Origin of the sequence: Daejeonella oryzae DSM 19973 (assembly GCF_000422945.1) — a bacterium.
In the GTDB taxonomy this organism is placed as follows: domain Bacteria; phylum Bacteroidota; class Bacteroidia; order Sphingobacteriales; family Sphingobacteriaceae; genus Daejeonella; species Daejeonella oryzae.
On record NZ_KE383964.1, the window covers coordinates 527,607 to 541,595 of the forward strand.

10 protein-coding genes are annotated in these 13,989 nt (G+C 38.5%); 7 read left to right on the top strand and 3 right to left on the bottom strand.

The annotated features are described in order from the left end of the window. Positions 1-36 precede the first annotated feature (36 nt). Positions 37-1,161: a cyclic dehypoxanthinyl futalosine synthase gene (gene mqnC, locus G521_RS0115520; RefSeq protein WP_026899340.1), complete on the bottom strand. Its 1,125-nt coding sequence runs from the start codon at positions 1,159-1,161 to the stop codon at positions 37-39. Between the two features lie 156 nt (positions 1,162-1,317). Here mqnC and G521_RS0115525 point away from each other — a divergent pair, with 156 nt between their 5' ends. Both G521_RS0115525 and G521_RS0115530 read left to right on the top strand, forming a co-directional pair. Then, positions 1,318-2,553: a M16 family metallopeptidase gene (locus G521_RS0115525; protein WP_026899341.1), complete on the top strand. Its 1,236-nt coding sequence runs from the start codon at positions 1,318-1,320 to the stop codon at positions 2,551-2,553. Position 2,554: 1 nt separating this feature from the next. Continuing rightward, positions 2,555-3,829 carry a M16 family metallopeptidase gene (locus G521_RS0115530; protein WP_026899342.1) on the top strand — a complete coding sequence of 425 codons (1,275 nt, stop codon included), beginning with the start codon at positions 2,555-2,557 and terminating at the stop codon, positions 3,827-3,829. 19 nt (positions 3,830-3,848) lie between these two features. On the opposite strand, the gene G521_RS0115535 is transcribed toward G521_RS0115530, so the two are convergent. Next, positions 3,849-4,913 carry a PepSY-associated TM helix domain-containing protein gene (locus tag G521_RS0115535; RefSeq protein ID WP_026899343.1) on the bottom strand — a complete coding sequence of 355 codons (1,065 nt, stop codon included), beginning with the start codon at positions 4,911-4,913 and terminating at the stop codon, positions 3,849-3,851. Positions 4,914-4,950: 37 nt separating this feature from the next. Beyond that, positions 4,951-7,284 carry a TonB-dependent receptor gene (locus G521_RS0115540; RefSeq protein ID WP_026899344.1) on the bottom strand — a complete coding sequence of 778 codons (2,334 nt, stop codon included), beginning with the start codon at positions 7,282-7,284 and terminating at the stop codon, positions 4,951-4,953. Positions 7,285-7,433: 149 nt separating this feature from the next. Here G521_RS0115540 and guaB point away from each other — a divergent pair, with 149 nt between their 5' ends. The 5 genes from guaB (at position 7,434) to G521_RS0115570 (ending at position 13,793) form a co-directional block, all read left to right on the top strand. Next, positions 7,434-8,903, top strand: a complete 1,470-nt coding sequence (gene guaB / locus G521_RS0115545) for an IMP dehydrogenase (RefSeq protein WP_026899345.1) — start codon at positions 7,434-7,436, stop codon at positions 8,901-8,903. A 56-nt stretch (positions 8,904-8,959) separates the two neighbouring features. Continuing rightward, positions 8,960-9,544 carry an LOG family protein gene (locus tag G521_RS0115550; RefSeq protein ID WP_026899346.1) on the top strand — a complete coding sequence of 195 codons (585 nt, stop codon included), beginning with the start codon at positions 8,960-8,962 and terminating at the stop codon, positions 9,542-9,544. A gap of 219 nt (positions 9,545-9,763) precedes the next feature. Continuing rightward, positions 9,764-10,624 (top strand): sigma-70 family RNA polymerase sigma factor, encoded by an 861-nt coding sequence (locus tag G521_RS0115560; protein WP_026899347.1) that lies wholly within the window; start codon positions 9,764-9,766, stop codon positions 10,622-10,624. Positions 10,625-10,705: 81 nt separating this feature from the next. Beyond that, positions 10,706-12,151 (top strand): glyceraldehyde-3-phosphate dehydrogenase, encoded by a 1,446-nt coding sequence (locus G521_RS0115565; RefSeq protein ID WP_026899348.1) that lies wholly within the window; start codon positions 10,706-10,708, stop codon positions 12,149-12,151. Between the two features lie 121 nt (positions 12,152-12,272). Next, on the top strand, positions 12,273-13,793 hold the full coding sequence (locus G521_RS0115570) for a serine hydrolase (RefSeq protein ID WP_026899349.1): 1,521 nt from the start codon (positions 12,273-12,275) through the stop codon (positions 13,791-13,793). The last annotated feature ends 196 nt before the right edge of the window (positions 13,794-13,989 follow it).

The window sequence follows — 13,989 nt, forward strand, 5'->3', positions numbered from 1 at the left end:
AAAAAAGTTGAAAACTAAATTTTCATAAGTTGTAAGTTAATAATTAATAACCTGTTGTTCAATATGCTCTGGCAGATCTCTGAATTCATATTGCTGGGTTCTAAGTTGTGGTTCAAATCCTACTTCTTTAATAGCATCCTGAATTCCTTTTGAAGTAAAACGGTGGGGTGCACCGGCTACTGAAACAACATTTTCTTCGATCATGATTGATCCGAAATCATTGGCTCCGGCCTGTAAGCAAATTTGTGCAACCTGCTTGCCTACAGTAAGCCATGATGCCTGAATGTTTTTTATGTTAGGCAACATAATGCGGCTTAATGCAATCATTCGAATATACTCATCGCCTGTTACCTGATTGGTAATTCCTCTTACTTTTTTAAGTAAAGTTCCGTCATCCTGAAAAGGCCAAGGGATAAAGGCAAGAAACCCTTTTGCATCTTCAGGCTTTTCTGACTGAACCTGTCGGAGCCAAACTAAATGCTCGAAACGTTCCTCAATAGTTTCTATATGACCAAACATCATGGTGGCCGAAGTAGTTAAATGTAGCTGATGGGCTGCACGCATAACATCGAGCCATTCCTGCCCGCCACATTTGCCTTTTGAAATTAATCTTCTAACGCGATCATTTAATATCTCTGCTCCAGCTCCGGGAAGCGAATCCAAACCCGAAGCTATCAGCGATTTTAATACTTCGGTATGGCTTATTCCTTCAAGTTTTGCAATGTGAGCAATTTCCGGCGGACCTAATGAATGAAGTTTTAGATTGGGATATAGTTCTTTCAACTGCTTAAACAGATCTGAATAAAATTGTAGTCCCAGGTCAGGATGATGTCCGCCCTGTAATAATAACTGTTCTCCGCCCAGCCGAAAAGTTTCTTCAATTTTAACTTTATATGTTTCTATATCAGTAATATAACTTTCGTCATGACCGGGCCGGCGGAAAAAATTGCAAAATTTACAATTGGCAATGCAAACATTGGTAGTATTTACATTACGATCTATAATCCAGGTAACTTTGCCATGCGGAACCTGTTTCTTTCGTAATTCGTTCGCAACAAACATCAACTCGGCTGTTGACGCCTCTTTGTATAAAAAAACGCCTTCTTCCTGTGTCAGAAATTCAAAATTCAAGGCTTTTTGTAAAAGTTCCGGAGTATTCATCAGGGCAAATATAAACACTGCAAATGGTAAAATGCGCTCATGGAGAATTCTGACGCAGGACTGATACTATCCGCATATTAATCCTCAATACATTATTAATAGCTTTATAAAATTCCTAAATTCGGCTTTATTTTTTTTAACTAATAACCTCAGTATATGGTTTCGTTCGAGCGTTTTGTTTTACCCAATGGTCTTAAAGTGTTGGTTCATGAAGATCCAACTACTCCAATGGCTGTTGTGAATGTTTTATACGATGTTGGTGCACGTGATGAGGATCCTGATAAAACTGGCTTTGCACATTTATTTGAGCATTTAATGTTTGGAGGATCGGTAAACATTCCTTCATATGACGAACCCTTGCAAAGAGTGGGAGGAGAGAATAACGCATTTACAAGCAATGATATAACTAATTATTATATTACTTTACCTTCTGTGAATCTGGAAACGGCATTCTGGCTGGAAAGTGACCGTATGCTAAGCCTCGCTTTTTCTGAAAAAAGTCTCGAAGTGCAGCGTAGCGTGGTTTGCGAAGAATTTAAACAGCGTTACTTAAATCAGCCTTACGGCGATGTGTGGTTAAAACTTCGTCCCATGGCTTACAAAACACATCCATACCAATGGGCAACCATTGGTAAAGTTTTGCAGCATATAGAAGAGGCCACAATTGAGGATGTAAAAGATTTTTTTAAAAAGCATTATAATCCGGCTAACGCGATTCTGGTAGTGGGCGGATCTGTAAAGACAGAACAGGTAAAATTACTTGCTGAGAAATGGTTCGGTAGTATTCCGGGTTACAGCAAGGTTAAAAGAAATCTTCCGGCCGAGCCTCAGCAAACTGAAGAACGCAGGGAAACAGTGCATGCAAATGTGCCATTAAATGCATTATATACTGTTTTTCATATGCCATCCAGAAATGATGAAGGATATTATTCATCTGATCTTATTTCTGATATTTTATCCAGAGGAAATTCTTCCCGCTTATTCAGAAATCTTTTAAAAGATCAAAAATTATTCAGCGAAATAAACGCTTATTTAACCGGAAGTCTTGATGCAGGTTTGTTTGTTCTCGAAGGCAAACCTTTGCCTGGAATTTCTATGGAAGTTGCAGAAGCTGCAATTTGGACTGAACTCGAGAAACTGAAGACAGAATATGTAAATCCGGAGGAATTAACCAAAGTGAAGAATAAAATTGAATCGACCATGGTTTTTTCGGAAATGAATTTGCTCGATAAAGCTATGAACCTGGCGTTTTTTGAATTATTGGGAGATGCAAATCTCTTAAATACAGAAACTACTAACTATCTTGAAGTTACTGCAGAGCAGATCCGCAATCAGGCCCAAAATATCTTCCGTAAAGAGAATTCATCCACTTTATATTACCTAGCTAATTAATATGTTAAACAGAGCGCTTGCACCGGAATTTGGACAGATTGAAAATATAAAATTAATCGAAGCCAATCCATTCGTTTTAGATAATGGACTTAAAACATTCATTATTAATGGCGGGGAACAGGATCTGATCAGGATTGAATTTGTTTTTTCAAATATTAACTGGGATGCAGGATCTCCATTGCAGTCATTTGCAACAAACACGCTTCTAAATGACGGAACTTCTGAATTTTCGGCAGCTCAGATTGCCGACCGGATTGATTTTTACGGAGCTTTTCTGCAAACAGAATACAATTACGATCAGGCTTCAGTTACGTTATATACGCTGAACAAACATTTGTCAGTTACGCTACCTATTGTTAAGGCAATTATTACTGACTCCATTTTTCCACAGGTTGAAATAGACACATTTATTCTGAATCAAAAACAGAAACTTAGCGTAAATCTCGAAAAGAATGATTTCATTGGGCGTAAGGTTTTTAATGAAACTTTATTTGGAAATACCCTTTACGGATATGATATTTCAGCCAAAGATTATGATCAGCTAAACCGGGAGCAATTGACGCAATATTATAAAAGTGCGTATCAACCCGCAAATTGTACAATTATCTTATCCGGCAAAGTAAGTGATAAGGCTTTGAATGAAATCAATTCGCATTTTGGAAAGGATTGGAAAAGCGCTGATTCTTTTAAGGAAAATAATTTTGATTTTACTGGCAAGCCGGGGGCAGAAATTTATATTGAAAAGCCCGATGCGCTGCAATCAGCAATTCGGATTGGGCAGCTTGCAATCAACCGTAACCATACTGATTTTCCGGGTTTTCAGGTTCTGAATACAATTTTAGGGGGATATTTTGGATCCAGATTAATGGCCAATATTCGCGAAGATAAAGGTTATACGTACGGAATCGGATCCGCGGTAGTATCTCTTAAAAATGCCGGATACTTTTTTATTGCATCAGAGGTGGGTGCTGATGTTACAGCATCGGCCATGGAAGAAATCCGAAAGGAAATTAACATCCTTCAAAATAATCTGGTTTCTGATGAAGAATTAAGTCTGGTAAGAAATTATATGCTGGGATCTATGCTCGGCAGTTTAGAAAATGCATTGTCGCATGCAGATAAATTTAAAAACATCTACTTTTCTAATCTGGGTTATGATTATTACGATCGTTATATTCAAGTAGTAAGAAATATTACCGCTAAAGATGTGCTGGAATTAGCCAATAAATATTTAAACTGGGATGATTTTCAAAAGGTAGTTGTAGGGAAAAAATAGCTGTTCAGTTTCTGAACAGCTATTTTTTGCTCTTTTTCCCCTTCCATTTCCAGAGCAGAAATCCTGTTATTGATAATAGTGGAACACTTAATCCTGCAAGGCAGAAAATCAGTTTAATAAAAATATTCTCAAACTCTACAAAATGTATGGCTTTGCTGATGCTGGCTATCTGATCTTTGGAAGTTGCATTTCGTATGATTTTTATTTCCCTGATCTCGCTGGTATTTGGGTCAACACTTATAGAATTACTTGTTTTGCTGTAGTAAAAGGGTTGATTTTTTAGCGATCCCAATATTGATAACGCTGCACCTTCTGCTTTCGGGAACCTTATATAATTAGCATTAAAATCAGGATAATCTTTTTGCAGGATTTCCAGCGTTTTTTGAAGTGATATGTTGATTTTCGGACTTTTCGGATTTGAAACTGTTTGGTTTGAATATCCATAAATCATTACATCATAACTAATTAAAAGTCCTGTTATAACAATTATGAGATTTAACAATACGGCCCAAACTCCAACATACCTGTGAAGAGAGGATGAAAATGCTTTCTTATTTTTTTGCTTAAACTTTATTCTGAACAGCAGTATATCTGTAAGCGCTTTGCGGTAAACAATTAGGCCTGTAATCAGCGAAAGCAGAAAAAGTAATCCAACAATAAATACAATGGTTTTTCCGGCTGTTCCTGCATGCAAAGAGTAATGAAGCTTCAGAATCCATTTAACCACTGCTTTTTCAGTGTCCGCCTGCTTTAATATGTTACCGTTTGCCGGATGAATAAAAACTGTTAATCGCTCTGCGGGTCTTCTTAAACCAAAAACCAGGGTTTCTTTCGGATCATTTGAAAAATGCTCAAGCCGTATTTCCCAATTTTTATAAGAGGTATGAATTGTTTCATAGGCTTTGTCGATATCAACCGGCAAATTATTGTCCGTTACTAAATAATCCGTATCAACAGATTTTTCGATTTCTTTGTGGAAAACAAGTACAGATCCGGAAATTCCCAAAATGAAAATAAACAGACCGGCTATCAGACCGGTCCATTTATGTAATTTATAAATACTTTTTCCGAAAGTTTTGCTCATAACCCAAGCCTGTACTTTTCAGTACAGGCTATATAAATTACAGTGAATAAGTTAAACCAATATTATATCTGATACCGTTTCCCCGGGTGTAATCTGCATCGCGACCATAAAACTGGGCAACCGGAGTGTAATATTTCTTGTTAAAAATATTTTCGATTCCCAAATTCAGTTTAGCAGCAGAATTTACTTTGTACGATGAACTGAAGTTAAACAGGTGGAAGTTATTAACCGGACCTTCGCCAAACAGATACGCTCCGGTAGTTGCATTGGCCTGGAAACGTTTACGCTCGCCAGAAAAAATATAATCCATCCGGATTTCCCATGAAGAACTTGGATTTACATTTAAAAATGCCGTTGCCTTTGGTGCTGAGATACGTGTGCTGTTCAAATACTTGTCTGCATCATCGGCAAAATCCTTATCGTTATTGCCATCAATTTTACCTTCTACATATGCATAACTGGCACCCACGCTTAGCTTATTTACCGGAGTAAAAGTAGCAAGCACTTCATATCCCCAAACACGTTCAGGAGCACGCTGTGGTACAAAAATATCTCCCTGCTGTACCAGATTTGATCCTAATTTTGAATTACTGATATAGTATACACCCTCAAAACTGAATTTATTGAAATCAGAATCAAATCCGGCTTCGTAATTATTAACAATTACAGGTTTGGTGTTAAGAGCTGCAATGGTATTTTCACTTGCTGTACGAAGAACTCGTCCAAGGTCAAATATGGAGAATCCCTGAGAATAACTTACATAAGGTTTGAAGAAATTGTAGTTTGTGTACCGTAATCCGGCATTGAAAGTTAATGCGTTATAATCCAGTTTTCCGCCGGTAACCGCTACAGATCCCTGATTAGCCGGGCCGGTAGCCAGAGTTTGGTAATCATCAATATTTATTGCTATATTTTCGTAACGCAGTCCGGTTTTAAATATAAAGTGGTCGAAAATTTCTGAGTTAAGCTGGGCGTAAGGCGCCATATTCCGCATATCTACTTCGGGTACCCACACACGGCCATCAACTAAACTTTGTGCTGTTACATCATTCAACACATCCAATCCATAAGTAAGATCTCCTTTTACATCAGAAGATATATGAAATGGTGTAATCAGGTTTGCCCGAATTCCTTTTTTGGAAGAGGTAATCTGGGATTGCCCACCACCATAGAAAAATCCATCGAAACCATAAACGGTTTTATAATCCTGGAAATAGACACTGGTCTCCAGATCAGTTTCACCAATTAAATCTTTTGAACTATAATTTAAATTCGCATTATGGTTAAAGCGTGTCCCTTCATTAATTCCCCCCCGATCACCTTTCACGCCAATTGTTGGACTGATACCGTATTTGCCCGCCTCTACTATATAGTCAGAGTTTTGAGCCGAACTAAAATAATTATACATCAGTTCAATTCGGTTGTCCGGATTAATTGAATACCCAAATTTACCGAAGGCATTATAGGCTTTAGTTTCTCCGAGACCATAATTTGGAGAAATAACCTCACCTGCGGCATCTTTAAAAACACCTGTAAAGTCATATAAGCCCGATACGATATAATCAAATTTATTTACAGATCCGGAGAATTGCTGAGAGAACCTTCCGCCTGCAGAATTTTTGAAAGCAACCAGGTTACCTGAATTACCAATACTGGTTATTGATCCAAATTTCTTTTCCGGATTGCTTTTTTTAGTAATATAGTTTATCAGTCCGCCGTCGGCACCGTTTCCGTATATGGATGTAGCGCCTTTAATAACTTCTATTCTTTCAAGTGCTGCAGGATCGATACTGCGTATATCCCGGCTTCCGGCTCTCAGGGGCGTACTCTGAGGAATTCCATCTATCAAAATCAGTACATTTCTTCCTCTTAATGTTTGTCCCACATTAGATGTAGTATTATTGGTATAACCTAAACCCGGTACAGACCAGCTTAAAATATTGCTGATGTTGGGATTTATGGATGCCTGTGTTTCTATATCCTTTGCATTGAGAATAGTAACCGAAACCGGCGTTTCTCCTAAGGTTTCCTTACTTCTGGTGGTCGAAATAGTCACTTCTTTGAGTTGATTAACAGAAGGTTTTAATATCAGCGTAAGCGGGGAGTATTCTGCAGATGATTGTGCTTTTAAAGTCAGGTTTTCAAAACCAACTCCTTTAACAGACAGTGTGTAATTTCCGGTATTCAGATTACTAAACAAGAAGCTTCCATTTCTATCTGTAACAGTTGATTTGGAAATTTCTTTTAGTGAGACAGTTACACCCTGTAATAGATTTCCCTGAGAATCAGAAACGTTTCCGCTTATCTGATGGTTTTGTGCTATGACTGCACTCAGGCTCAACGACAATATAAAAGTAAAAAATAATCGCATGCTTATTTAGACTAATTATGAATAAGCTGCAAATGTAAGCGATCAGATTAAAATCACAAGTGATTTTTAATTTTTTTTATGAAAACTCATTTTAAAGAAATACATTAAATTGTTAGCTTTGCCCGGCAAGTAATAAACCCTTATTTGCCATGCAACTCGATCCCGAAAAATTCGTCTCAGAAGGTCTTACCTATGATGATGTTTTATTAATCCCCGCTTATTCTGAAGTTTTACCACGCGATGTAAATACAAGCTCGTATTTTACTAAGAAGATTCGTTTGAATGTTCCCATAGTTTCGGCTGCAATGGATACAGTAACCGAATCGGGATTGGCTATTGCCATTGCACAGGCAGGCGGAATCGGAATGCTTCATAAAAATATGAGCATTACCCAGCAGGCTGATGAAGTTAGAAAAGTAAAGCGTTCTGAAAGCGGAATGATACAGGATCCGATCACCTTGCCGGAAACAGCATTTGTTTCTGATGCTTTTTTGATTATGAAAGATTTTAAGATCGGGGGAATTCCTATTGTTGATACAGAAGGGAAGCTGGTTGGAATTATTACAAACAGGGATCTTCGTTTTCAAAAAGATATGAATCGCCCGATTAGGGATGTAATGACCAAAGAAAATCTCATTACAGCACCACAGGGAACCACCTTATTGCAGGCAGAAGAAATCCTTCAGGATTATAAAATAGAAAAACTTCCGGTTGTAAATAATGATGGGAAATTAAGCGGCTTAATTACGTTTAAGGATATTCAGAAATTTAAAAATTTCCCAAAAGCATGTAAAGATGAGCATGGCCGCTTACGTGTGGGTGCTGCTGTTGGCGTAACTGCCGATACATTGGATAGAGTGGATGCCCTTGTAAAAGCGGGAGTTGATGTAATTACTATTGATACCGCTCATGGTCATTCAAAAGGAGTAATTGATAAATTAAAAGAAGTTAAAGCGAAGCATCCCGATTTGCAGGTTGTAGTGGGCAATATTGCCACAGCCGAAGCTGCCAGAGCCCTGGCTGATGCCGGAGCGGATGCGGTAAAAGTGGGAATTGGTCCCGGCTCAATTTGTACAACCCGAATCATTGCCGGTGTGGGAGTTCCTCAGCTTTACGCAGTATATGAATGTGCTAAAGCTTTGAATGGGAGGGGCGTTCCGGTAATTGCCGACGGAGGAATTAAACAAACCGGAGATATAGCGAAAGCTATTGCTGCCGGGGCAAGTTCCATTATGGCAGGTTCTTTATTTGCCGGAGTGGAAGAATCGCCGGGCGAAACCATTATTTACGAAGGACGGAAGTTTAAGTCGTACCGCGGAATGGGTTCTATAGAGGCTATGGAACAGGGATCTAAAGACCGTTACTTTCAGGATGTTGAAGATGATATCAAAAAACTGGTTCCCGAAGGTATTGTGGGTCGTGTTCCTTTTAAGGGTTCTTTAGCCGAAGTGATGTATCAGTTGATCGGGGGTTTGAAGGCCAGCATGGGTTATTGCGGTGCTGCCACTATAGAGGATTTGCAGAATGCGAGATTTGTAAAAATAACCGCAGCAGGTATGCGTGAAAGTCATCCGCATGATATTACTATTACTAAAGAAGCTCCAAATTACAGCAGGTAGGTTCTGAATTTATATCTTAAAAATGACTTTTATCATCACCACGTTCCAGAAATAAGATGAAATCAATTTGTGTTTTTTGCGGAGCTAATTTTAATGGAGATCCGGTTTTATTAAGTGCTGTGAACAAACTGGCGGATGTCCTGGTTGCGAACGATATCAAGCTAGTATTTGGCGGTGGCAAGGTAGGAGTGATGGGTCTTATGGCTGATGCAGTTTTACAGCGGGGCGGATATGCAATTGGTGTAATTCCACAGTTTTTGATGGATAAGGAAGTTGCCCATACAGGTTTAACCGAGCTGATTGTCACCGAAAATATGCATCAGCGCAAGCAAACTATGGCCGATCTTTCTGACGGAGTTATCACTCTGCCGGGAGGCTTTGGTACGCTGGAAGAATTTTTCGAAGTGCTCACCTGGCTACAGTTAGGCTTGCACCAAAATCCAATCGGACTTTTAAATGTAGATGGTTTCTATGATCATCTGCTTTTACAAATGGATCTGATGGTTTCCCGAAAATTTTTAAAACCTGTTAACCGAAGCCTGGTTTTGGCTGATCATGATCCTGAAACACTTGTTAATCTGATGTCTTCCTTTAAAGCTGATCCGGATGAGGTTTGGTTCAGAGACCGCAATTTAACCTGATTTAAAATTAGCTCCGGAAATCAGCCTCATTAATATTTACAATTATATTTTATTTAACTGATACTGAGGTCCTCAAATGGAATGATTTTTGTAGATATTTTTATAGTAATTTTTTTTCAAATCTTTTCAATTTTTCTTCAACTTTTTTCTTAATTAATCGTTGTGCAGTTAATATTCTGTTAACTTTGCAGACTTTTAGAAAGGGTTTTAAATTCATAAATGAGACAACTCAAAATAACTCAATCCATTACTAACCGTGAATCTCAGTCATTAGACAAGTATTTGCACGAGATTGGTAAAGTAGATTTAATTACAGCCGAGGAAGAAGTAATTCTTGCTCAAAAGATTCGCGAAGGTGACCAGGCAGCCTTAGAACGTTTAACCAAAACAAACCTGCGTTTCGTAGTTTCTGTTGCTAAACAATATCAGAACCAGGGTTTAACTCTCGGAGATTTGATTAATGAAGGAAATCTTGGATTAATTAAAGCTGCCAAACGCTTTGATGAAACCAAAGGTTTTAAATTCATTTCATACGCTGTATGGTGGATCCGTCAGTCTATTTTACAGGCTATTGCAGAACAATCCCGTATTGTGCGTTTGCCTTTAAACCAGGTTGGATCCTTAAGTAAGATCAGTAAAGCATTCTCCAGATTGGAGCAGGAATACGAACGTGAGCCATCTCCGGAAGAACTGGCAGATACTTTAGAAACAACTGTTGATAAAATTACAGATACCTTAAGTAATTCAGGTCGCCACGTTTCTATGGATGCACCATTTGTTCAGGGTGAAGAAAATACATTGCTGGATGTACTTGAAAATCACGATCCGAATACAGACAGTAACCTGATTGATGAATCATTATCTGAAGAAATCAGACGTTCATTAGCTACGCTTACAGAACGCGAACGTGAAATTATCGTTTTATTTTTCGGTTTAAGTACCAATCATCCTCTTTCTCTGGAAGAAATTGGTGAGAAATTTAATCTGACCCGCGAACGTGTTCGTCAGATAAAAGACAAAGCCCTTCAGCGCCTCCGTCATACGTCAAGGAGCAAAATTTTAAAATCTTATTTGGGATAACATCCTTCAAACAAAATATATGAAAAAGATTGGGCTATCACCCGATCTTTTTTATTTTTGGGCTAAATCAAAATCACTAGCATGTTAAATAAATACGAAAGCGAATTTAGCAATTGGATCGATAAGGAAAAAAAGGCAATAGAACTCATTGGTATAGTAGGCAAACTTTGGTTTGACAGATCCATTGAGCTCGTTCTGTTTCGTAAACCTCTGTTTGATATTGGCAGCAGCGAAGTTCTGGCGCATCATCAATATGCCCGAAAAATCATTAATAAAGACATTTCCATTTATGAAACCCTGGATCTGGCCAGAGCGATTTCTAAATCCGGACTGGCTCCCTCACGAATAGATATTGGCAGACTTGCTTCAGAATGGATCGATGAGGAAGGAAAATACTCTTCAACTGAAGATTTTGTTATCAAAAAGCTGGGGCATCATATCGGTAAAGATAAAATTACCATGAAACCTACCGATGTGGTTTTATACGGTTTTGGCCGTATTGGACGCATCGCAGCCCGCGAATTAGTGACGCAGGCCGGTAAAGGTGAGCAGCTACGCTTAAGGGCTATTGTTACCCGCAGTTACAGTGATGAGGATCTGATAAAAAGAGCCGATCTTCTGCGTAACGATTCCGTTCATGGTCCGTTTTCGGGAACTATTACCGAAGATTTTGAACATAAAGCATTAATCATAAATGGCCAGGTTATCTACATGATCGCGGCCAAAAATCCTGATGAAGTTGATTATAGCGAATATGGAATTAACGATGCCTTAATCATTGATAATACAGGTGTTTTCCGTGACCGGGAAGGACTGGCTAAACACCTGCTTTCCAAAGGAATCGGGAAAGTTTTGCTGACTGCTCCGGGAAAGGGAGATGTACCGAATATTGTTTTTGGGATCAATCAAAGCGAGTTTAACGAAAATGAAACTGTTTTCTCGGCTGCTTCATGTACTACCAACGCAATCGTTCCGGTATTGAAAATAGTTCAGGATACTTTCGGGATTGAAAAAGGTCATATTGAAACAGTACATTCCTACACAAATGATCAGAACTTACTGGATAACTATCATCAGAAATATCGCCGTGGCAGGTCTGCAGCTTTAAATATGGTAATTACAGAAACCGGTGCAGATAAAGCTGTTTCAAAAGTTTTGCCTCCTTTGGAAGGAAAACTGACCGGTAATGCCGTTCGGGTTCCAACTCCGGATGTTTCTCTTGCTATTTTAAACCTTACATTAAACAAAAAAACCAGCAAAGGAGAAATCGAAGCTGTATTGAAAAAAGCTTCTCTCTTTGGCGGATTAGTTGAACAAATAGAATATTCTATTTCCAATGAACTTGTTTCCAGCGATGTAATTGGTAATAGTCATGCAAGTATTATTGACGGGCCGGCAACTATCCTTTCTAAAGATGGAAAAACTGCGGTATTATATGTTTGGTATGATAACGAATACGGGTACACAAGACAAGTTGTTCGCCTGGCCAAATCATTGGCAGGAGTTATCCGCCTGACGTATTATTAATAATTATTATTCATATTTGAAAAAGAGCAGGGTTTGAAATATATCTCTGCTCTTTTCAGTTTCTGCTTATTTCTTTTTACTGCGTGATATTTTTGTATTTTTCGATAATCAATTTAATCCTATGAAAAGACTCATTTGTGTCAGCCTGATTTTCTTATCAGGATCAGCTTCAATAAAAGCTCAATCTCCATCCTTTATTAAAGATAGTCTGGATTCTTATATACAAAAGGGAATTGCTCAATGGGATATCCCTGGTCTGGCTATTGCGATAGTAAAAGACGGCAAGACCATTGTATCTAAAGGTTACGGGGTTCGTGATCTGAAGACAAAAGATCCGGTAGATGAAAATACCTTGTTTATGATTGCCAGCAACAGTAAACTATTTACGGGTACCGCACTGGCTCAGCTGGATTATAATAAGAAATTGTCACTGGATGATAAAGTGACCAGGTATCTGCCGGGATTTCAATTATACGATAAAACATCTACAGAACTGGCGACTATAAAAGATGTATTAAGTCACCGCATCGGTACCAAAACTTTCCAGGGAGATTTTACTTTCTGGAACGGTACCTTAAGCCGCCAGCAGATTGTAGAAAAAATGAAGCTGTTAAAACCCAGCGGACAGTTCAGACAGGATTTTGGTTATTGCAACAGCTGCTTTTTAACTGCCGGCGAAGTGATTCCGGTTGTAACCGGAAAACGTTGGGAAGAATACGTACAGGACAGTATTCTAAAACCTCTTGGAATGTCGAATACCTATATGCTTACCGAAGGAATGGCTTCCCGCAACAATGTATCCAGACCTTATACTAATCAGTTTACCGGAAAGATCACCGAATTGCCCTACGATCAGGTAGATAATTTAGGTCCGGCCGGAAGTATGGTGAGCAACGTAAAAGATGTTTCAAAATGGCTGCTCACCCAGCTCGACAGCGGACGTTTTGAAGGAAAACGTGTTTTGCCCTGGCCCGTGATCCGTAAAACCCGCGACATCAACCTGGCTATGTCAAGCCGTAAAAGCCCGGTAAATCCAAGCCATTTTACTGGTTACGGTCTGGGTGTTTTTATGACGGATTTTGCAGGAAAACAGGTTTTCTGGCACACCGGAGGCGCATTTGGATTTGTTACCAATACCTGTTTTGTGCCCGAACTTAATCTGGGTATTACCATTCTGACGAATAATGACAATCAGAATTTTTTCGAACTTTTACGCTATCAGATCCTGGATGCTTATTTAGATCAGCCGTATGTAAACCGGAGCGAGAAAGCTTTGCCGGCACAGTTGAAAGGAATTGCTGAAGCAAAAAAGGAAGTAGCTGATTTAGAAAATAGAATTGGAAAAGGAAAACCCGAGCTTCCGCTTGCAGCTTATGCAGGGAACTATAAAAATGAAATTTATGGTCCAATAACTATTAAAGAAGTAAAAAATAAATCTTTGGAAATTACATTTCTGAATCATAAAAGTTTAAAAGCCACGCTTCAGTACATGGACAAAAACGAATGGTTAATGCGCTATAATAATATTGCATATGGCGTATTCGCAACTAAATTTCAAATCGAAGGCAAATCTGTAAAATCAATAACTATAAAAGCGAATGATTTTATTGAATACGATCCGTATATTTTTGTGAAGGATTAGTCAGTTAATGGAAGTTTATAAAAAATTTGTTCGAATGCACATTGCAGGCTTTATTTTATGCAATCTTGTATTTGTTATTTTTTTATTTAGAAGTCCATATATTTTGCTGGTGTTGACAATTAAGCCAATAGGTTATGCCGCTCTTTATTTAATCACCCGCCCAAAATATTCTATTTATGATTATTATTTTAAGAAT

Coding starts and splice junctions, on each gene's coding strand:
- G521_RS0115535 (WP_026899343.1), bottom strand. CDS start 4,913: ATGAGCAAAACTTTCGGAAAAAGTATTTATAAATTACATAAATGGACC.
- G521_RS0115530 (WP_026899342.1), top strand. CDS start 2,555: ATGTTAAACAGAGCGCTTGCACCGGAATTTGGACAGATTGAAAATATA.
- G521_RS0115565 (WP_026899348.1), top strand. CDS start 10,706: ATGTTAAATAAATACGAAAGCGAATTTAGCAATTGGATCGATAAGGAA.
- G521_RS0115540 (WP_026899344.1), bottom strand. CDS start 7,284: ATGCGATTATTTTTTACTTTTATATTGTCGTTGAGCCTGAGTGCAGTC.
- guaB (WP_026899345.1), top strand. CDS start 7,434: ATGCAACTCGATCCCGAAAAATTCGTCTCAGAAGGTCTTACCTATGAT.
- G521_RS0115570 (WP_026899349.1), top strand. CDS start 12,273: ATGAAAAGACTCATTTGTGTCAGCCTGATTTTCTTATCAGGATCAGCT.
- mqnC (WP_026899340.1), bottom strand. CDS start 1,161: ATGAATACTCCGGAACTTTTACAAAAAGCCTTGAATTTTGAATTTCTG.
- G521_RS0115550 (WP_026899346.1), top strand. CDS start 8,960: ATGAAATCAATTTGTGTTTTTTGCGGAGCTAATTTTAATGGAGATCCG.
- G521_RS0115560 (WP_026899347.1), top strand. CDS start 9,764: ATGAGACAACTCAAAATAACTCAATCCATTACTAACCGTGAATCTCAG.
- G521_RS0115525 (WP_026899341.1), top strand. CDS start 1,318: ATGGTTTCGTTCGAGCGTTTTGTTTTACCCAATGGTCTTAAAGTGTTG.